This is a genomic window from Moraxella osloensis, assembly GCF_001553955.1.
Classification (GTDB): Bacteria; Pseudomonadota; Gammaproteobacteria; order Pseudomonadales; family Moraxellaceae; genus Faucicola; species Faucicola osloensis.
The window spans coordinates 2002375-2022482 of the sequence record NZ_CP014234.1 but is presented as its reverse complement, the minus strand read 5'-3'; the positions used below and the strand labels follow the sequence as shown (position 1 = coordinate 2022482).

At 43.1% G+C, this 20108-nt stretch carries 17 protein-coding genes and 1 tRNA gene; 5 read left to right on the top strand and 13 right to left on the bottom strand.

Annotation, left to right across the window (positions count from 1 at the left end):
- Positions 1–80: 80 nt before the first annotated feature.
- Positions 81–2234, bottom strand: a complete 2154-nt coding sequence (gene speC / locus AXE82_RS08910; RefSeq protein WP_062333801.1) for an ornithine decarboxylase — start codon at positions 2232–2234, stop codon at positions 81–83.
- Positions 2235–2457: 223 nt separating this feature from the next.
- Between speC and AXE82_RS08905 the strand changes: the two genes are divergently transcribed.
- From AXE82_RS08905 to AXE82_RS08895, 3 genes are all read left to right on the top strand, one after another.
- Positions 2458–2646 carry a hypothetical protein gene (locus tag AXE82_RS08905; protein WP_007116099.1) on the top strand — a complete coding sequence of 63 codons (189 nt, stop codon included), beginning with the start codon at positions 2458–2460 and terminating at the stop codon, positions 2644–2646.
- A gap of 26 nt (positions 2647–2672) precedes the next feature.
- Complete coding sequence (locus tag AXE82_RS08900; RefSeq protein ID WP_062333798.1) at positions 2673–2858, top strand: hypothetical protein; 186 nt, start codon at positions 2673–2675, stop codon at positions 2856–2858.
- A gap of 249 nt (positions 2859–3107) precedes the next feature.
- Positions 3108–3183, top strand: a tRNA-Glu gene (locus tag AXE82_RS08895).
- A gap of 184 nt (positions 3184–3367) precedes the next feature.
- Here AXE82_RS08895 and AXE82_RS08890 read toward each other — a convergent pair.
- From AXE82_RS08890 to AXE82_RS08870, 5 genes are all read right to left on the bottom strand, one after another.
- Positions 3368–4222 carry an IspD/TarI family cytidylyltransferase gene (locus AXE82_RS08890; protein WP_062333796.1) on the bottom strand — a complete coding sequence of 285 codons (855 nt, stop codon included), beginning with the start codon at positions 4220–4222 and terminating at the stop codon, positions 3368–3370.
- A 76-nt stretch (positions 4223–4298) separates the two neighbouring features.
- A complete protein-coding gene (locus tag AXE82_RS08885) occupies positions 4299–4649 on the bottom strand; it encodes a septum formation initiator family protein (protein WP_062333792.1) in 351 nt (116 codons plus the stop codon).
- 132 nt (positions 4650–4781) lie between these two features.
- Positions 4782–6122 carry a phosphopyruvate hydratase gene (gene eno, locus AXE82_RS08880; protein ID WP_062333789.1) on the bottom strand — a complete coding sequence of 447 codons (1341 nt, stop codon included), beginning with the start codon at positions 6120–6122 and terminating at the stop codon, positions 4782–4784.
- Between the two features lie 179 nt (positions 6123–6301).
- Entirely contained in the window at positions 6302–8596 is a 2295-nt protein-coding gene (locus tag AXE82_RS08875) for a heavy metal translocating P-type ATPase (protein WP_062333787.1), read from the bottom strand.
- Positions 8597–8635: 39 nt separating this feature from the next.
- A complete protein-coding gene (locus AXE82_RS08870) occupies positions 8636–8848 on the bottom strand; it encodes a heavy-metal-associated domain-containing protein (RefSeq protein WP_062333783.1) in 213 nt (70 codons plus the stop codon).
- A gap of 97 nt (positions 8849–8945) precedes the next feature.
- On the opposite strand from AXE82_RS08870, the gene AXE82_RS08865 reads away from it, so the two are divergent.
- Positions 8946–9386 (top strand): MerR family DNA-binding protein, encoded by a 441-nt coding sequence (locus AXE82_RS08865; RefSeq protein WP_062333779.1) that lies wholly within the window; start codon positions 8946–8948, stop codon positions 9384–9386.
- A gap of 9 nt (positions 9387–9395) precedes the next feature.
- Here the strand turns inward: AXE82_RS08865 and AXE82_RS08860 are convergent, their stop codons facing one another.
- From AXE82_RS08860 to AXE82_RS08830, 7 genes are all read right to left on the bottom strand, one after another.
- Positions 9396–9689 carry a heavy-metal-associated domain-containing protein gene (locus tag AXE82_RS08860; protein ID WP_007116109.1) on the bottom strand — a complete coding sequence of 98 codons (294 nt, stop codon included), beginning with the start codon at positions 9687–9689 and terminating at the stop codon, positions 9396–9398.
- A 150-nt stretch (positions 9690–9839) separates the two neighbouring features.
- On the bottom strand, positions 9840–10703 hold the full coding sequence (kdsA, locus tag AXE82_RS08855) for a 3-deoxy-8-phosphooctulonate synthase (RefSeq protein ID WP_062333776.1): 864 nt from the start codon (positions 10701–10703) through the stop codon (positions 9840–9842).
- 119 nt (positions 10704–10822) lie between these two features.
- Complete coding sequence (locus AXE82_RS08850; protein ID WP_062333773.1) at positions 10823–12451, bottom strand: CTP synthase; 1629 nt, start codon at positions 12449–12451, stop codon at positions 10823–10825.
- A gap of 147 nt (positions 12452–12598) precedes the next feature.
- The gene (locus AXE82_RS08845; RefSeq protein WP_062333770.1) at positions 12599–13687 is read right to left on the bottom strand and encodes a porin; all 1089 of its coding nucleotides are present in this window, start codon (positions 13685–13687) and stop codon (positions 12599–12601) included.
- Positions 13688–14071: 384 nt separating this feature from the next.
- The gene (locus AXE82_RS08840) at positions 14072–15103 is read right to left on the bottom strand and encodes a porin (RefSeq protein WP_062333767.1); all 1032 of its coding nucleotides are present in this window, start codon (positions 15101–15103) and stop codon (positions 14072–14074) included.
- A 521-nt stretch (positions 15104–15624) separates the two neighbouring features.
- Positions 15625–16746, bottom strand: a complete 1122-nt coding sequence (locus AXE82_RS08835) for a porin (protein ID WP_062333764.1) — start codon at positions 16744–16746, stop codon at positions 15625–15627.
- A 240-nt stretch (positions 16747–16986) separates the two neighbouring features.
- Positions 16987–19164 (bottom strand): malate synthase G, encoded by a 2178-nt coding sequence (locus AXE82_RS08830; RefSeq protein WP_172460498.1) that lies wholly within the window; start codon positions 19162–19164, stop codon positions 16987–16989.
- 269 nt (positions 19165–19433) lie between these two features.
- Between AXE82_RS08830 and AXE82_RS08825 the strand changes: the two genes are divergently transcribed.
- A complete protein-coding gene (locus AXE82_RS08825; protein ID WP_410477383.1) occupies positions 19434–20081 on the top strand; it encodes a MiaE family protein in 648 nt (215 codons plus the stop codon).
- The last annotated feature ends 27 nt before the right edge of the window (positions 20082–20108 follow it).

The following is a 20108-nucleotide window of genomic DNA, read 5'->3' as shown; positions in this document are numbered from 1 at the left end:
GCGCCATTGGTTACTGCTGCAAACGCGCCAAATATAGACTTCACCGAGAAAGCCTATGAATCAAAAACCGTCAATCAAATTTAGTGAGACTGTTTTAACACATAAGCATAGGCAACCTTTTTACCTTGGTCGTCATACTCCCAGTACACGCCCTGCACTTCTGGCTCAAAGCCTGGCAAGCGATTAACCCCTTCTTGCAGTGCCAAGAAGTAGTCGAGCACCGCCCCATCCCACACTTCGCCAGGTACAATACAGTACACTCCTGGTGGATACGGTAGCGCCCCTTCCATGGCGATTCTGCCTTTGATGTCATGCAGCGATACCAGCTCGACATCATTACGGATAAAGGCGTTATGGGCATCAAACGCGCTTATAGCAACCTTGGGGCGATGTTCGCGCTCAAACATTTGTTTTTGTCGTTTGTTCAGCTGATGCTTGGCATAGAAGTTATGCATCAGTTGGCACAGTTCATTGATGGTCAGTTTGCGGTACTGCGGGTATGCCTTAGCCAGTGTCGGCAACACTTGGGTGACGGGGCTATTTTCGCGGATGTGCTTTTCAAAACGGACGATACGGGCGACCAAGTGCTGGAATTTTGCCAAGGTTTCGGCAGGCGTCAGTAAGAATAAAATCGAGTTTAAATCGGCTTTTTCTGGAATGACTGAGCTTTCACGCAGATAATGCGCCAAAATTGCGGCAGGAATCCCTGTCGCTTCATACTCACCGGTCTGCATATCAATACCGGGCGTGGTCAGTAGCAATTTACAGGGGTCAATAAAGTATTGGTCATCGGCATAATGCTGAAAATCATGCCAACGCGCCCCTGCCTCAAAGCGGAAGAAACGAATATCATGGGCAATGGTTTCGGTATCGTAGTTTTGCCAAGCTTGCCCATCTACTGTCGGCGGAACAAACGGCAAAATCATGGTACAAGTGTCTAGCAGCATTTTACGTGCTTCGATACCGCCGATGACACACTCATGCCACATGCGCTGACCGGCTTTACCTTCATGCATTTTGGCATTGACATCAAGTGAGGCAAACAACGGGTAAAACGGCGAAGTCGATACGTGCATCATAAAAGAGTTGTTAAAGCGTTTATGATTGACATAACGGGCTTGCCCACTGATATGGTTATCTTTTTTATGGATTTGTGAGGCTTGAGAAAAGCCCGCTTGTTGCTTGTGTACCGATTGGGTCACCAAAATTCCTGGATCATTTTCACCCAGCTCAAGTAGCAATGGCGAGCAATCACGCATCATCGGGATAAACTGCTCATAACCCACCCATGCACTGTCAAACAAAATATAGTCACACAGATGCCCGATGCGATCCACCACTTGGCGGGCGTTATAGATAGTGCCATCATACGTGCCCAGCTGAATTACCGCCAAGCGAAATGGGCGGGCATCATCCGCTTTATCGGGCGCAACCTCACGAATACGCTCACGGATTTCGGCTTCCTCAAAACAATGGGCAGGAATGCCGCCAATCAAACCATACGCATTGCGGTCGGTCTCTAAATACACAGGCGTACCACCTGCCATGGTTAAGGCACCTTGGTACACAGATTTGTGATTGTTACGGTCAAACAGCACCAAATCACCATGCGCCACTAACGCACCAATCGCGATTTTATTGGAAGAGGAGGTACCGTTGAGCACAAAGTAGGTTTTATCCGCATTAAACACTTTCGCCGCATGCGCTTGTGCCTCAAACGCTGGGCCTTCATGAATTAGCAAATCGCCAAGACGGACATCGGCATTACAGGAATCGGCACGAAACAGCGTTTCCCCAAAGTATAAATAAAAGCGTCTGCCCGAAGGATGCTTACGAAAAAACTGTCCGCCTTGGTGCCCAGGACAGTCAAACGCCGCATTGCCATAGTCGGTGTAGTCCATCAAGGCTTGGAAAAAAGGCGGATCGAGCGTGGCGATGTAATCCGCCGCCGCCGCATTGACCAATTGTCCGTTATAAAACTTTTGATCATCTGCCAGCTCTAGCACACCATACACATTGGGTAGCCATTCATCAGGCACTACATCACCATATTCAATCGCCACAAATATCGGAATAGCAAACCCCAAATCTTCAATATCTTGATACACACGAGGCAAGTCTGTCATCGTGACCACAATTGCTGCAATATTGGTATAGTCGGTCGATTCAATATCGATGGTACGATAATTAAGATTTAGGGCGTATTCGATGCCGTCACTGATGACTACTTTCATAATTATTTTCCTTGCTGCAACCGTGTCAGTTGCCAAAGCGTTTTTTAGACAATTATCTTAACGTAAAAATATGAAAAAGTGAAAAAAAGTACTTTTGTAGACGCTTATTACAGTGTTTGAAAATAGCCAGTAACATCGCTACCACACATCATTACGTGAATGACGTAAAATAGCTGTTAAAACCTGTTACACTAATGCTAACAATAATAAAAAGGACTCTTTCATGGGCGTAGATAACAGTATTTGGACTACTATTATTATGTATATGATTGCTGCCGTAATCTTAGGCATATTAACATATTTATGGCTAACGTTCCGACTCAAGAAAAAACAGCGCGATGATGCGATTCGTAATCAAACAATGGGAGCTAATCAAAGTATTGATAGCCAGCGCATCGATAATCAGCGTTAACTTAGATTGTCTCACAAGGATCAAGTATGCAAGTAGATAGTCAAATCTGGATGACCATTTTAGGTTTTATCAGTTTATCGATTGTGATTAGCATCGTAACCCATTTTTGGATTCGCTATCACTTAAAAAATAAAGCCGCTAAGCTGCCGCCGCAATCTCATACGACGCGTGCTCATACAACACCTAAGTCGCATCAGAAAAATCACTCATAAGCACGGTGTGAAATTTTTAGACAACACTTTTTAGAAAACACTGTAATTAAGCGCATTAGTTGGCTAATGCGCTTTTCATGCCGCTTTACCAAGTATCATGGGTCAACGTATGATGGGCTAATTGTTAAAAATATAAAAAAATACATAAAAAACAGTTGACGGCAAAAATAAAAATATATATTATACGCTCCACTTCGACATTAACGGTGAAAGCGGTCGAGGTCACGCTATAAGCTTAAGCGTGCTAGTGTCCCCATCGTCTAGAGGCCTAGGACATCGCCCTTTCACGGCGGTAACCGGGGTTCGAATCCCCGTGGGGACGCCAATTTTTTTAGTGTTAACGCTAAAAAATACAGTTAAAAAGCCATGCTAATTTAGTATGGCTTTTTTGTTTTTGTAGCTTTATAAATTCTCTTTGCCTTTTTTTGCTCGTGCGCTTTTTTTGTTATGCACTTCTTTTCTTATGCGCTTTTTAGCTGTAACCTCAATTTGTTACCAAGCCATTTTTGCTAAGGTTTTGCCAAATACACCTGCGCAAACTGCAAATCCTCTGGAAAAGTCAGTTTGATATTGCTATGACTGCCTTCCACCAATAACGGCTGTTTGCCAAAATGCTCAAATAAACTGGCTTCATCGGTAAACGCAATCGTTTGCTTAATGGCTTGGGTCAGATAATCATACAGTGTTGCCAATGGAAAAATCTGCGGGGTTTGTGCTAGCCACAACTGACTGCGATCAAGCGTTTCTTGTGACAACACTTGGTCTTGTGCATGGATGATTTGTTTGACCGTATCGCGCACCGGTACTGCTAATAAGCCACCCGCCGACTCTTGCTGTTGCTGTGACTGTTGAGGCGACTGTTGCAAAAATTGCTGCGTGGTCTGCGTGATCAATTTTTCTATATCGCTTGGATTGACACAAGGACGCGCAGCATCATGAATCAGCACCCAATGATTATCATACGCATGATGACTATCCTTATCACTGAAGGCTTTGTCATTGAAGGCGTGGTCATTGAAGGTCTTATTACTCAACGGATTTTGATATTGTTGCCAAATCGTTTGCACGGCGTTAAACACCGAATTCATTCGCTCTTTGCCACCTATCACCCATTCGATTGGCATGCTAAAGTTAAGGGTTTTGGCAATCGTATCTTCTTCAGAAATTACCAAATAGCAATTGTTTAGCTGCTGGACTTTGCTTAGCGCCGCTATGCTGTGTTGTAGCACCGTCTGACTGCCAATATGGGTGTACTGTTTTGGCATTTGACTACCAAAGCGTTTGCCAACCCCTGCAGCGACGACCACGGTGTCAATCGTAAGGTTGTTAGATAAATTGGTGGCTATCGCGTTAAGCTCTGACATGGCGTCTTTTTAACAGTAAAGTAAACAGTTGATAGTAAAAATTGAGACAAATATAACTTTGGTAGTTTGTATGCTTTTATGGTTGAGGGGTGGCGGTGTTGTGGACCGTTGGTGCGATGACATCGGTACTGTACACACTGCTAGCGGTCGACATTTGCACAAAGGTTTCGCCTTGTTTGATTAAACCTAAATCAGAGCGAGCGTGTTCTTCCACCGCTTCAAGTCCGTTTTTTAAGTCTTTGACATCGGCAAGCAATACTTCATTGGCTTTTTGCTGATCACTATTGATAGATTGCTGTTCGCTGATTTGTTTATTTAACGCTGCCAAATCGCCACGACCATTGGTGCCAAACCAATACTGGTATTGTAGACATACCAACACAATCACCGCAAAAATAATCATAAACAGTTGACGCAAATAAATCATGACAGCACTCAATAATAAAAACTTTTGGCATAAAAAAACCTTACCCCACGCATTGTAGCAAATTCAATGTCATGGGTTAAGGTTTTTATCACTTCAATGCTTTATCAAGCTTTAATATTTAAGCTTTTAAAGTTAGGCTTTTGGGTTGCGTAAACCGATAAACTCGTCAGCACCGTGGTAGCTTGCGGTGACCATCTGCTCGATACGAAGTAGTTGGTTGTATTTGGCAACACGGTCAGAACGGCACAGTGAGCCTGTTTTGATTTGACCTGCAGCCGTCCCCACGGCTAAGTCGGCGATGGTGCTGTCTTCAGTCTCACCTGAGCGGTGTGAGATGACGGTGGCATAGCCATTTTTCTTCGCTAGATAAATGGCGTCTAAGGTTTCTGATAACGTGCCGATTTGGTTAAATTTAATCAAAATCGCATTGGCAATGTGTTTGTCGATACCTTCTTGTAGGATTTTTGGGTTGGTCACAAACAAATCGTCACCCACGAGCTGTACTTTGTCGCCCAATTTTTGGGTTAAGTACGCCCAGCCGTCCCAATCGCTTTCATCTAGACCATCTTCAATCGAGATAATTGGGTATTGGCTCACAAGACCTGCTAAATAATCCGCAAAACCTTCTGAACTAAAGGCTTTATTGCCTTCGCCTTCAAGTACGTATTGACCGTTCCCTTGCTCATTTTTATGGTAGAACTCTGATGCGGCACAATCAAGCGCTAAGTAAATGTCTTTACCTGCGGTATACCCTGCTTGCTCAATGGCTTGCATGATGACAGTAATCGCTTCTTCGTTTGAGCGTAAGTTTGGTGCAAAACCGCCTTCATCACCGACCGCGGTGTTCAAGCCTTGTTTTTTTAGCACAGATTTTAGGCTGTGGAACACTTCTGTACCCGCACGCAACGCTTCACTAAAGCTGGTAAAATTAACAGGCTCAATCATAAACTCTTGGATATCAACGGTGTTGTCCGCGTGGGCACCGCCGTTTAGGATGTTCATCATCGGCACCGGCATCGATAGTGATGTTTGCCCACGTAGGTTGGCAATGTACTGATGAAGTGGCAGTTTTTGTGATTGTGCGGCGGCACGGGCTACTGCTAAAGATACTGCTAAAGTCGCATTGGCGCCCAATTTTTCTTTGTTTTCTGTGCCATCAAGCGCTAATAATTTGTTGTCAATGTCTTGTTGTTTGGATACGTCCATATCAACCAGCGATGAACGAATTTCACTGTTGACGTTGGCAACGGCTTTTTTGACCCCTTTACCGAGATAGCGTGATGCGTCACCATCACGCAGCTCAAGCGCTTCACGTGAACCTGTCGATGCCCCCGATGGTGCTGCTGCACGACCGATAGTACCATCCGCTAAAATCACATCGGCTTCAATGGTTGGGTTGCCGCGTGAGTCCAAAATTTCGCGGGCAATGATATCTTTGATTTGGTTATTGGTGGTGGTTTCTTCAGCGTACATGGTATTTTCCTTGGCTGTCACAATCAACAATGGGATTGTTAAAATACAAATGGGGTGGGTTTATCATAGCATATTTTAACAGGTTTTAGCAGCTTATCACTATCGCCTATAGGTCATGCATAGTCATACTTAGCCAAGTAAAATCAGCCTCAATAGGTTGTCAAAATAACCATAAGCCGTTAGGAAATAACCTTCATGCGGGTGAGTCGCAAGGCATTGAGTAGTACAGAAATCGAGCTCAGCGCCATCGCCGCTGCCGCAATCATCGGATTGAGTAGCCCAAATGCTGCTAACGGTATACCAAGACAGTTATAGATAAACGCAAAAAATAGGTTTTGCTTGATATTACGCAGGGTTGCGCGGGCAATTGTGACCGCATAATCGACATGTTTGAGCGACTCGCCCATCAGCCTTGCCGTGGCGCTATGCTTGGCAATATCGGTTGCGCCTTCTACCGCAAAACTTACGGTCGCTGTTGCCATCGCGGGGGCATCATTCACCCCATCGCCCACCATTGCTACTTTTTTACCTTGTTGTTGTAGGCTATCAATTTTTTGCGCTTTATCACGGGGTGACAGCTCACCAAAGGCTTGGTTTGCTTTGACTTGTTGGGCGATAAAGTCAACTACCGACTGCTTGTCACCACTCATCACTATCACATCTAGATGATGGGCTTGCAGCGACGCAATCACCTTAACACTGTCTGGTTTGAGCTCATCGGCTAGCGCAAAGGCTGCCACAGGGGTGTCATTGATACTTACCGCCACTTGACTGGCAATCTGCCAAACAGGATTGGCTTGGATAATCGCTGCAGGTAACTGAAGATTGGCAAAACTTGGCGTGCCGATTTTCACCCGCCCAATCGTGGCTACCTGTGCCTGTATCCCCTGCCCGAGCACTGTCTCTACATGGCTTATGGTAAATGCTGCTGGACTTTGAGGCGTATCAGTTTGCTTAGTGTAGGATTTGGCATACTTCACTAGCGTGGTCGCAAGCGGGTGGTTCGCATGACGTTCGACACTGGCAACGAGCTGCAGCAGAGCTGCTTTATCTAAGTTAAACAGCTTTAGATTGTCATCTATCAGGTACGATGCAGATAATTGGGGTTTACCTTGGGTGATGGTGCCTGTCTTATCGAATACTACCGTATCAATTGCACCTGCCGCTTCTAAGGCTTGCGCATCTTTAAACCAAACCCCTGAGCGTGCTGCCACACCCATGCCCGCCATGATGGCTGCCGGCGTCGCCAGTCCCAATGCACAGGGGCAAGCAATCACGAGCACCGCCACCGCGCGCATGAGTGCCGTGTCAAACGCGCCTAAGAACCAATAATTGGCAAAAAAAGTCAACAAAGCGATGGCAACCACCACCGGCACAAAAATCCCCGCGACTTTATCGGCGATACGGGCGATATGGGCTTTACTGCCTTGGGCGTCGTTGAGCGCTTGTATCATATCGCCAAGCCGTGTTTGGCTACCTTTGGCGGTGACTTGGTATTCAAAGCTGCCGTTTTCTACCATGGCACCTGCCAGCACCGTACTGCCAATATGTTTAGACAGGGGCACTGATTCACCCGTCAAATGGCTTTCATCACACCAGCCTTCGCCAGCGGTGACGATGCCATCCGTGGCAATGCGAGTACCTGCTTTAGCACGTAAAATTTGACCGGCCGTGACTTGCTCAAGGGGCAGGGTTTGCCACTGCTCATCTTGGCTTTGTGGATTGGGGTTTTTAACTTCCACTTGCTCAGGGGTGAGCGCTAATAGCAAATTGATGCTATTTAGGCTATGTTTTTTGGTAAGGGCTTCTAGGTACTTGCCCATTTTGACAAAGGCAATCACCATCACGCTGGCTTCAAAATACACATGGGGCATACTATGCGCCATCCCATCATGTCCCATTTGGGCTGTGGTTTGCAGATAGCTCAACCAACTATAGGTCGAATACGCCCAAATTGTCAGTGTGCCAAGCACTACCAGCACGTCCATATTGGCAAGACCGCCTTTGATACTCGCCCACGCACTTTTATAAAACGGTATCGCCAAGCCAAACTGTACGATAGTTGCCAACACAAATTGTAGCCACAGCGGCGGCATCAGCGCGTGGCTGCCCATCATCATGCCTGCCATACCAATCAAAAAAGGCAGCAAGCAAATCCAAACCGCAATCAAGTTGTAGGGCACTTTCTGCTCATGGGCTTCATGCGCAAATAGCGCGTTCTGCGGCTGTACTTTTGCCTCATAGCCTGTCTTTTTCACCCATTCTACAATCTGCTCGGCGTTGGTTTGTGAGGCATCAAACTGCACCTGCGCCACTTCATTGGCATAGTTGACATTGGCTTGCACTATCGCAGGCTTTTTATTGAGCACTTTTTCGATGCGGCTGGCACAGGCTTGACAAGTCATGCCATCGATATCAAGAATGATTTGCTCGGTATGGGCGTTGTCTGACGCGTGTATCGATTGGGTAGTCATGATAGTGTCTGTCTTGTACATTGTCTTTGCGTGGCGTCGTTATACTACGTCAAAGCCAGCGTCTTCAATCGCTTCTTTAAGCGTGCTTTGTTGTACTTGGCTGTCATCAAAGCTGATGGTTGCGTTGTTATGATCAAGGCTGACATCGACAGATTGCACCCCTGCCACTTGATTGAGGGCATTGGTTACGCTTTTGACGCAGCCGCCACAAGTCATGCCTTGGATATTTAAGGTGATGGTTTGGGTTGTCATACTACGCTCCTTTTTTACGTTCTTTAAAAAAAAATATTGATTTATCACACTGTGGTATTACTATAAACCTTAACATTAGGTCAAGGTCAAGCAAAAAATGAATATTAATGAAGTCGCTAAATTGACTGAGTTATCACCTAGACAAATTCGTGAGTACGAAAAACTCGGTTTATTACAGACCATCCAGCGCACGGACAGTGGTTACCGTGTCTTTAGCGATACCCAATTACAGCGTCTAAAATTTATCAAACATGCCCGTGATGTGGGATTTTCGTTAGCGCAAATTGAAGCGTTATTGGCTCTACAAGACAACAAGCAGCGTAGCAATGCCCAAGTCAAAGCATTAACCCGCAATCACATCGATGAACTAAGCGATAAAATACAGCGGTTACAATCAATGAAAACCACCCTGCAAGGATGGCATGATAGTTGTTTGGGAGATGGCTCGCCTACCTGTAGTATTCTAGAGGGCTTACAAGATGGCGTACAAGATGGTTCAGTGACCAAGCACGCTTGCCACATCGAGCGTAGCCACTGAACAAGCGATTTAGGAAAGTCTACCATCTTTTGCCAAATCACCCGCTAAAGTGCGATTGTTGGCAGGGTTGGCAGGTGCTTCAATCGGGAACGGCTCGGTGATATAGTCCACATTGGTCAGCGCAGCTTTGAAGGCAAAAACTGACGTCTGTGTATCATCAAAGCTGACAATCACGCGATGATTTTCAGGCTCAAGATGTACTGCCTGCACCCCGCCGATGGTGGTTAAAGCTTTCATGACTTCCTCATAGCCTGCAGGGTCATGAATGCCTTTTAAATCGTACGCGACTGTTTGAATTGCCATGGTTATTCCTGTATTTATGCTGTGGGTTATAAAATATTGTTCTAGTTCTATAACCTAGCACTATAACGTAGCCAAAAAAAGCCTCGTTATCGATTGATAACATTTTAATAACGAGGCGTTGCAAATTTGTGTTAAAAGGTCGAGTAAAAATTAGTGGGTATCTAACACCTCAAACCCTTTGACTAAGGTATCAAGCTGTTTTAACTGGGCTAAGAACGGCTCAAGCTGGCTCAGCCGCAGCGCACAAGGACCATCGCATTTGGCAACATCAGGATTTGGATGCGCTTCCAAAAATAACCCTGCCAATCCTGTTGCCATGCCAGCGCGTGCTAACGTGGTAATCTGTTCTCGGCGACCGCCTGCACTGTCTGCTCTTGCACCCGGCTGCTGCAAGCTATGGGTCACATCAAAAAACACGGGAACCTGCAGTTTTTTCATGGTGTCAAAACCAAGCATATCGACAACGAGATTGTTATAACCAAACGCACTGCCACGCTCGCACAAAATGATTTTATCATTACCGGCTTCAAGGCATTTATTGATGATATGCTTCATCTCATGGGGTGCCAAAAACTGTGCTTTTTTGACATTAATAATCGCACCGGTTTTTGCCATCGCTGCTACCAAGTCAGTTTGGCGACTCAAAAACGCGGGCAACTGGATAATATCCGCCACGGCTGCCACAGGCTCAGCTTGGTACGGTTCGTGTACGTCAGTGATAATGGGCACATTGAAGGTTTTTTTGATATCGTGTAGCCATTCGATACCTTTTTCCAGACCTGGACCGCGAAACGAGTACAAGCTTGAGCGATTGGCTTTATCAAAACTTGCCTTAAACACATAGCCGATATTTAAGCGTTTACAGATTTCAATATAGCTTTCAGCAATTTCAAATGCCAAATCTTTGCTTTCTAGTACATTCATGCCGCCAAACAGCACAAACGGTTGATCATTGCCGATGCTGATATCATTGAGCTGAATGTGAGATTGCGGTGTCGGTAAGTTAGTGGTCATAGGGCTCTCAGTATGTTGTCAAAGTTTTTATTGATTGTCACTATAGCATAATTGGCTAGATACGAAGCTGGCTAAAAAAAAACCACCTGTAACAGATGGTTTTTTGTGCATCATAAATACTATTTTTTGGTTTGTTTAGCGGCTGCAACAAAGCTATTGAACAATGGATGACCACCGCGTGGTTGGCTGGTAAATTCTGGATGAAATTGTACCGCGACATACCAAGGGTGATTGGCAATCTCTACTGACTCAACCAAATGCTGTTTGGCTGAATAACCAGAAATTTTCATACCAGCATTTTCCAGCTGTTCGATATAGCGACCATTCATTTCATAGCGGTGACGATGGCGCTCAGTAATCACAGGACTGCCATAGATTTGGCGCAGTTTGCTGTCTTCCACAAGCTCGGCTTTTTGGGCGCCCAGACGCATGGTACCACCCAAATCTGAGGCGTCACTACGTAATTGTAGTTCACCTTTTTCATCAAACCATTCTGTAATCAAACCAATCAATGGCGCTTTGGTTTTTTTATCAAACTCCGTTGAGTTGGCATCTAAACCCAATACATTGCGCGCAAACTCAATGACGGCTAATTGCATTCCCAAACAAATCCCTAAATAAGGCACATTGTTTTCGCGGGCATAGCGAATCGCTTTCATTTTACCCAGGGTGCCGCGCTCACCGAATCCACCAGGGACGAGCACAGCATCGGCAGCTTTAATATGCTCAAACAGGCTGTCATCGTTTTCAAGTTTTTCGGCATCGACATAGTCAATATTGACTTTGACATTGTTTGCCACGCCCGCATGTAGCAAGGCTTCATTGATTGACTTATAAGCATCAGGCAATTCGACGTATTTACCCACCATTGCCACAGTTACAGTTTCTTGGGTATTTAACAACGCTTGGGTAAACTGGTGCCAATCACTTAAGTCCGCCTCTGGGGTATCTAACCCAAAGCGCTCACAAATCAAATCATCTAAATGCTGGGCATGTAGGATACTTGGAATTTGATAAATGGATTTGGCATCTGGGCAAAGAATAACGGCACGTTGCTCAACATTGGTAAACGATGCAATTTTTAGGCGATTATCATCGCTAATCGCGTGTTCACTACGGCAAATTAACACATCAGGTTGCAAGCCAATGCTGCGTAATTCTTTGACTGAGTGCTGTGTTGGTTTGGTTTTGCTCTCGCCTGCACTCGCGATATAAGGCACGAGGGTTAAATGCATCAGCATCGCATTGTTGCGACCAAGTTCAACTTGCATTTGACGCACCGCTTCCATGAATGGCAAGCTTTCAATATCACCGACAGTACCACCGATTTCAATCATGGCAATATCGTAGCCTTCGCCACTGGCACGGATACGCGCTTTGATTTCATCGGTAATATGCGGAATGACCTGTACCGTGCCACCCAAATAATCTCCGCGACGTTCTTTCTCAATCACTGCCGAATAAATACGCCCGCTGGTAAAGTTATTACGTTGCGTCATTTTTGAGTGGCGCAAAAAACGCTCGTAATAGCCCAAATCAAGGTCAGTCTCTGCGCCATCTTCGGTAACAAACACTTCACCATGCTGAAACGGGCTCATTGTACCTGGATCAATATTGATATAAGGGTCCATTTTGGTCATGGTGACTTTCAGACCACGTGCCTCAAGAATCGCGGCTACCGATGCAGCGGTGATACCTTTGCCAAGTGAAGAAACGACACCGCCAGTTACAAAGATGAATTTTGTCATGTTATCTATTTCGCTCGTTGGTAAAAAAGAATTTTACTCGAAAATGCCTAGGTTTAGCAAAAAATTATTTTTATCAATAAATCGCTCACTCATAAAAAAATCCACTCATCGCTGAGTGGATTTTTTGATAGCAAATTCTAGTAAATATTAGAATTTGTATTCTAAACCTGCACCTAGACCAAAACCACTTGCATCTAGATCAAAACCATCTTCGCTAGCTTCAATTTTGCTGTAACCAGTATATAGGTGACCAGTTGTTGCAGCATTAAAACCATATTTACCACCAACTACAAAACGTGAACCATCTAAGCCATCAAGACCACTAATGTTTTTTACTATATCGCCTTGTGCGTAAGCTTTCCATTTTGTAGCAGGAATTGCGTATGAGCCGCTTAGAGTAAATAAGTTCTCATTTTTATCTTCATCTAAATCTGTAACTTGATATAGTGCGCCTAATGTAGTAGCAGCATTTACATCAAATGCGCCACTTACGCGCGCAGTGCTGAAGTCGCTAGATTTGATATAAGTAGCACCTGCACGGAAAGGTTGGTTAGTTGGCTCATATTTTAAGCCTGCACCGAATGCTTCTGATTCAGTCCATAAATCAGTTGAATTTTTTTCTTCCATAACATACATGCCCATGAACTGAAGACCATTGTATGATGGAGAGAAGTAAGCAAGGGAATTGTTAGCGCGATTACCGTCCCAAAATGCCAAGCCTAATTTTACTGTCTCGCCTTCGTCAACACCTAAAATATCTGCTGTTTCTTCATCAGCAGCTTCGACGCTGAAACCTGTGCTATAGGTGTCATATAGACTTACAGTTTGACCTGCGTAATTGATATTATCATCGATTGCAGACAAACGACCAGCAACTAAAGTACCATATTGTTTGTTTGATAGACCAATATAAGTATCGCGTGAACGGAAGTTTCGACCTTGGTCCGCATCAACATCAATACCATATTCTAATTGGTAAACTACATCAGTATTGGCTGTTAATGCTTCCGCACCTTTAAAACCGATACGTGAACCTGTAAGATTACTTGAACCTGTAGAATTTAGTTGAGTGGTACTATAATCTTCATCGATTAATTTATTACCATCTTTCTTTACTGTTAAGTTACCATCAACATAGTCAGTAGTTAATAGAACGTTACCGTAAACTGTTGGAGCAGCATGGGCAGCAGAAACTGAAAGTGCAGCGACGGCTGTGGCTAAAAGTAATTTTTTCATAGGTCATCTCTATCAGTAAAAACAAATTTTAGATAACTGGTGACTTGTCAGCACCACTACCTCTCCGAATAACCAAAGCAAGAAAACTATTACTTTGGTTACTATTAATAGCGTCAACTATTAATTGTATAAATCTAGCAATAAAGTTTGAATATATTTACAATTTATTCTTACTAATTACTAAAATCATACTTCTAAATACTAGGATAACAATTTTGAAATATTTTGCAATAGTTTTTACACTTTTTATATCAATTGTGATTTATTTTTAATCAAATTGATAATTGTTGATTTTTGTCAAGATAATAGCGAACGTCATTCTTCCAATAAAAAAGCTAACTAAATAATTAGTTAGCTTTTACAGCAATCTAAAAGTTAGATATATTAGAACTTGTATTCAATACCTGTACCAACGATAGTTACATCTTTGAAGTTATCTGCTTTAACTTGTCCAGCATAGATGTGACCCGTGGTCGCTTTATTGAAGGCATACTCGCCACCTACAGCAACTTCTGAGCTATCATTGTCACCAAAATCAGTGTCGATATATTGGGCTTTTGCAGTCCAAGGTGTATTAGCGATTTTGTATTTACCTGAAATCAACCAAGATTCAGAATCATCAGAATAGCCATAAACATCAGCTTGTTGATATAGTGCACCAAGGGTTAAACCTTGAACCATATTCATTTTACCCATATCGAAGGTGCCTGCTAGACGCCATGCTGAATCTTCAACACCCATGTTATTGTCATAACCTGCGGCTAAATAAACACCATTTTGATCATAAACCAATGAAGCAGAATAACCGTTCGCACCTTCATCTTTTTCGGTAGCAGGACTGTCAGTATCTTTATCAACTTCAGACAAGCTAACAGCCGCTGTAAAAGTCACTGGCATACCAACAATGGTCGGTGATTTATAAGCCACCATATTGTTAGCACGGTATTCACCTAGGTTGGTATACCCACGTGGACCGGGATTATAAATACTCAAAGTATCAGCATTAGCATTGAATACGTCGGCATTGCCTTTAGCCAATTTAAATGGGGTGTCATGACGACCCGCAATTAAAGTACCTAAAGTGTTGTGGGCTAAGCCGATATAAGTATCACGTGATCTAAACTGTTGGCTATCGTCATCAGGGTTGATTTGATATTCTAATTGGTAAATAAGTTTAGTGGTGTCAGTTAACTCCTCGCTACCTTTAAACCCAATACGTGATGCGTTTGAGTTTAGTTTGACTGTACTTTCGTCATTAGGTGCTGAAGTTGCAGTAGCACTGGCACGGTAGTTATCATCGTAATTCGTATCAGTGTAGTCAGCTGTCAAAAATACTTTACCATAAACAGTTGGCGCAGCATGGGCAGCAGAAACTGAAAGTGTAGCGACGGCTGTGGCTAAAAGTAATTTTTTCATAGGTCCCTCTATCAGTAAAAACAAATTATAGATAACTGGTGACTTGTCAGCACCACTATCTCTCCGAATAACCAAAGCAAGAAAACTATTACTTTGATTACTATATTCAATCCTAAATTATAGTAAGCACCGTTTGCCCTGAGCTTGTCTAAGGGTAACGGTCGTTATGGTTCGACAGGCCTACCACGAACGACCCTGTTCGATATAATTCAGTTTTCACTATATTAATAGCGTCAACTATTAATTGTATAAATCTAGCAACAATCCTAGCAATAAATTACATTACCATCATTTTTGTTACTAAATTCATACTTCTCCCTTATAGAATATCAATTCTGAAATATTTTGCAATAGTTTTTTTAATTTTTACGTGATTGTAAGTTTATTTTTAATCTTAGTGACATAATATTCTTTCTAGTATTAAATCATATTTTTTTTAATTAATTTTTTAGCGTTAATGAAAATAAAAAAGCTAACTAAATAATTAGTTAGCTTTTACAGCAATCTAAAAGTTAGATATATTAGAACTTGTATTCAATACCTGTACCTACAATCAAGTCATCTTTGTTATTGTCACGGCTGATTTGCCCTGCATAGATGTGACCGGTTGTGGCTTTGTTGAATGCATATTCTCCACCAACTGCGATTTCATTTACATCAGCATCTTTTACGCCTTTTTCGTCAGTGGTATTAACATACTGTGCTTTAACTGCCCAAGGGGTATCAGTGATTTTATATTTACCACTAATAAGCCAAGATTTTTCATCTTCACTGGCTTTGTTAACGCGGTTGTTGTTAACGATGCTATAGTTATCGTAGTATTGGCTTTGTTGGTATAGAGCACCTAAAGTTAAGCCAGGAACCATATTCATTTTACCCATATCTAGACCAGCAACCAAACGCCACGTATTATCAATCACGCCAGTATTTACATTATTAGCACCCATGTCTTTATCATAGGCACCACCTAAATAAATTCCATTTTGGTCATAGGCTAATGACAATGAATAGCCATTATCTTTTACTTTTCTATCGCGGTAGACTGCAGGTTTTTCAGGAGTTTTAATTGTACCGTCAGCATTTTTAACAGCCTCAGTCTTAGCGGTTACTAGAACGTCACCATCTGTATCAGTTTCAGATAAAGCAGTAGCTGCCATAAAACTCACTGGCATACCAACAATGGCAGGTGATTGATAGGCTAACGTATTGTTAGCACGATTTTCACCTGAAACCCCTGCATTTGCCATATCAAATAAAGTATCATTAAATACGTCAACTTTGTTTTGTGCAAGTCTCAATGGGGTATCATGGCGTCCCGCTAGTACAGTACCTAAAGTGTTGTGGGCTAAACCTACATAAGTATTACGTGATTTAAACTGTTGGCTATCGTCATCAGGGTTGATTTGATATTCTAATTGATAAATAAGTTTAGTGGTGTCAGTTAAATCGTCGTCACCTTTAAAACCGATACGTGATTGATTAGAGGTAAGTTTAAATGTATCTTCATCTGACTTGTTTGATGCTTCGTAGTCAGTGCTCATATAATCCAAAGTCAAAAATGCTTTACCATATACAGTTGGCGCAGCATGGGCAGCAGTGATTGAAGCTAGAGCGATGGCTGAAGCGATTGCGATTTTTTTCATAAGGATTTCTCCACAGTATCCTAGGTGAAACTACACAGATGCGTAGCAATTCTTTTGTATAGATAGATTTTGCCAACAATTTGTTACAAAACAATGAAACAGTTAACAGAATCTAAATTTAATTGTGAAATTAGAGTAATTCATTCTGAAACATTTTGCAATATTTCTATGCCATAAAAAAACCACCAGTTACAAATCTGATGGTTTTTATGATGTTAATATCTTGGCTAAATAAAAAACTTATTTTGCTTTTAAGTTTAGTCGTGCTTGATGTAGTAATGGTTCAGTATAGCCATTTGGCTGTACATTGCCTTTGAAAATCAAATCACGAGCAGCGTTATACGCATAGGTATTGTAGTCATTTGCCATTGGGATATAGGCTGGATCGTCTTTGCTTTGCTCATCGACCATTTTTGCCATACGCTTTAACACATCATCGACTTGCTCAGGCGTGACAATACCGTGCTCTAACCAGTTGGCGACGTGCTGACTTGAAATACGTAAGGTAGCGCGGTCTTCCATCAAGGCAACGTCGTCAATATCTAGTACCTTAGAACAGCCAACCCCTTGGTCGACCCAGCGCGCTACATATCCTAAGATACCTTGAATGTTATTTTCAAGCTCGGCAGTTTTTTGCTCATCTGTCCAGTTGGTATCCGTAGCAAGTGGCACGGTCAAAATGTCATCTAGCTTGGCAGGCTCGCGGTCTTTGATATTATCTAACACGTCCATGACGTTGGTTTCATGGTAGTGCATGGCGTGAAGCGTCGCGCCTGTTGGTGATGGTACCCAGGCACAAGTCGCGCCTGATTTTGGATGATTGGACTTGGTGGCAACCATTTCTTTCATGTTGTCAGGTTTTGCCCACATACCTTTACCTATTTGCGCTTTACCAGGTAAGCCCAATTTGACGCCCATGTCTACGTTCCAACGCTCATAAGCATTGAGCCAATCGGTATTTTTCATGTCGTTTTTACGGACAAAGGGACCGGCTTTCATACTGGTGTGCATCTCATCACCGGTACGATCCATAAAGCCTGTGTTAATAAAGATAACGCGGTCTTTGGCAACGCGGATACATTCTTTTAAGTTAACGGTCGTGCGGCGCTCTTCATCCATGATACCGACTTTTAAGGTATTCTCGGGTAGGTCTAACGCTTTTTCAACCGCGGCAAACAAGTCAACTGTAAATTGTACTTCTTCAGGGCCATGCATTTTTGGTTTTACGATATACATTGAACCTGTACGTGAATTGCTTAAGCTGTTTTTACCCAAGATATCTGGCAGGCTACACAGTGGTGTGATTAGCGCATCCATGATACCTTCATAAATTTCTTCTTGCTTACCTTCAAAATCGACTAAAATCGCGGGGTTGGTCATCAAGTGACCGACGTTACGAATCAGCATCACTGAACGGCCGTGCAAGGTGATTTTGCCACCATCTGGCGCGGTGTATTCACGGTCGGGGTTCATGGTACGAGTGGTTTGTTTGCCATTTTTTTCAAAGCTGTCTTTCAGGTCGCCTTTCATCAACCCAAACCAGTTGCGATATACTTCTACTTTCTCTTCGGCGTCAACGGCAGCGACTGAGTCTTCACAGTCTTGAATGGTGGTAACCGCGGCTTCCATCAAGACATCTTTGATGCCTGCAGGGTCATCTTTACCCACATGGCTTGATGGGTCGATTTGGATTTCGGCATGTAGGCCGTTGTTTTTCAGTAAAATACCCGTTGGATTGGCCGCATCACCTAAAAAACCCGCGAATTTTTCTGACTGGGCTAGTGAGGTAGTTTTGTCACCTTGGCGTATCACTAATTTACCGTCTTCAACCTTAAAACCGGTGACGTCAGCATATTTGCCCTCTGCTAAGGCAAAGTTGCTATCCAAGAAGTTTTTGGCGTATTTTACGACTTCGGCACCACGAACAGGGTTGTAGCCTTTGCCTTTTTCTGCACCATTGGTTTCATCGATGACATCGGTACCATATAGCGCATCATACAAGCTGCCCCAACGCGCATTTGCTGCGTTTAGCGCATAACGGGCATTGCGTACAGGTACCACCAACTGTGGGCCTGCGATATGGGCGATTTCGTCATCCACGTTTTGGGTCTCAACCAAAAAGTCATCGCCTTCTGGGACGATGTAGTTGATGTCTTTTAAAAATTGGGTATAAGCGGCTTTGTCGATTTGACCGTTGCTAGCGGGGTTTTTGTCATGCCAGTCATCGATTTGGGTTTGAATCTCGTCACGTTTTGCCAACAATGCTTTATTACGGGGTTGGAATGTTTGGACAATTTTTTCAAATTCTTGCCAATATTTTTCGTTATCGATGCCCACGACTGGCGTAACTTCATTGGCAATGAAGTTATAAAGCTGTGTATCAATCGCTAGACTACCCTTTTGAACGCGTTCTGACATGGCATTTTTCCTTATGTTTTGACCTAAAATAGCAAAAAATTCACATTTGATTATACGAATATCATTTATAAAAATAAAGAAATAAAAACTATTTATTTTTTAAATAATCGTTATATATAAATTTTTGTGCTAAGGGTTTTATCGCTGATTTTTGGTAAAATATCACTTTATTAACGTGTCAATAAGTGAGTAATCCCTTGTCAAATTCCGCTCTTATCAATACCACAGTACAAACGGACAGCAGTTTTGATGAATTAGCCGTCATCGACTTGGATAATGATAACTCTGTCTATCAGCCAAAGCCCATTGATATCACCCCTGTTTTGGCGTTTTTGGGTAGTACGACGTCGGATAAGTGGCTCAAAGCTGCGATGGCAGATTTGCCGACTATCATCCAAGATCATGCCAATTGTGAAAAAAAAGCCGCAGGCACCGCGATGAATTTGATTTTTCGCTATATGTCGCATACCGAGCTGCAATTAAAGCTTGCTCAGCTGATTCGCGAAGAAATGCTCCATTATGAGCAAGTAATAGGATTGATGGCAGAGCGTGGACAAGCGTGGCAACATATTGCTGCAGGTCGCTACGCTGCAGGTATGCTCAAACATAAACGCACTTACGAGCCGCAAGCGATGATAGACACGTTAATTATTGGTGCTTTCATCGAAGCCCGATCGTGTGAACGTTTTTGGGCACTGTCACAAGTGATTGAGGATGAGCGTTTGGCAAAATATTATCGCTATTTGCTAAAATCAGAAAGTCGCCATTTTGAAGATTATTTGGCATTGGCGCAAAGTATCAGTGACGAGCCGATTGATGCGCGGGTGGTGTTTTTTCGTCAAGTAGAGGCGCAGCTCATCAATGAACCCGATGATGAATTACGCTTTCATAGTGGTATACCGAGTTGGATTGCGTGAGGTTTTTGTAGACTGTAAGGATAAAAA

Bases quoted from the DNA above. Each gene is read 5' to 3' on its own strand.
- AXE82_RS08885 (WP_062333792.1), bottom strand. From the start codon at position 4,649: ATGATTTATTTGCGTCAACTGTTTATGATTATTTTTGCGGTGATTGTG.
- AXE82_RS08850 (WP_062333773.1), bottom strand. From the start codon at position 12,451: ATGACAAAATTCATCTTTGTAACTGGCGGTGTCGTTTCTTCACTTGGC.
- AXE82_RS08845 (WP_062333770.1), bottom strand. From the start codon at position 13,687: ATGAAAAAATTACTTTTAGCCACAGCCGTCGCTGCACTTTCAGTTTCT.
- AXE82_RS08900 (WP_062333798.1), top strand. From the start codon at position 2,673: ATGCAAGTAGATAGTCAAATCTGGATGACCATTTTAGGTTTTATCAGT.
- AXE82_RS08905 (WP_007116099.1), top strand. From the start codon at position 2,458: ATGGGCGTAGATAACAGTATTTGGACTACTATTATTATGTATATGATT.
- AXE82_RS08835 (WP_062333764.1), bottom strand. From the start codon at position 16,746: ATGAAAAAAATCGCAATCGCTTCAGCCATCGCTCTAGCTTCAATCACT.
- AXE82_RS08890 (WP_062333796.1), bottom strand. From the start codon at position 4,222: ATGTCAGAGCTTAACGCGATAGCCACCAATTTATCTAACAACCTTACG.
- AXE82_RS08830 (WP_172460498.1), bottom strand. From the start codon at position 19,164: ATGTCAGAACGCGTTCAAAAGGGTAGTCTAGCGATTGATACACAGCTT.
- AXE82_RS08865 (WP_062333779.1), top strand. From the start codon at position 8,946: ATGAATATTAATGAAGTCGCTAAATTGACTGAGTTATCACCTAGACAA.
- AXE82_RS08875 (WP_062333787.1), bottom strand. From the start codon at position 8,596: ATGACTACCCAATCGATACACGCGTCAGACAACGCCCATACCGAGCAA.
- kdsA (WP_062333776.1), bottom strand. From the start codon at position 10,703: ATGACCACTAACTTACCGACACCGCAATCTCACATTCAGCTCAATGAT.
- AXE82_RS08860 (WP_007116109.1), bottom strand. From the start codon at position 9,689: ATGGCAATTCAAACAGTCGCGTACGATTTAAAAGGCATTCATGACCCT.
- speC (WP_062333801.1), bottom strand. From the start codon at position 2,234: ATGAAAGTAGTCATCAGTGACGGCATCGAATACGCCCTAAATCTTAAT.
- AXE82_RS08840 (WP_062333767.1), bottom strand. From the start codon at position 15,103: ATGAAAAAATTACTTTTAGCCACAGCCGTCGCTACACTTTCAGTTTCT.
- AXE82_RS08870 (WP_062333783.1), bottom strand. From the start codon at position 8,848: ATGACAACCCAAACCATCACCTTAAATATCCAAGGCATGACTTGTGGC.
- eno (WP_062333789.1), bottom strand. From the start codon at position 6,122: ATGTACGCTGAAGAAACCACCACCAATAACCAAATCAAAGATATCATT.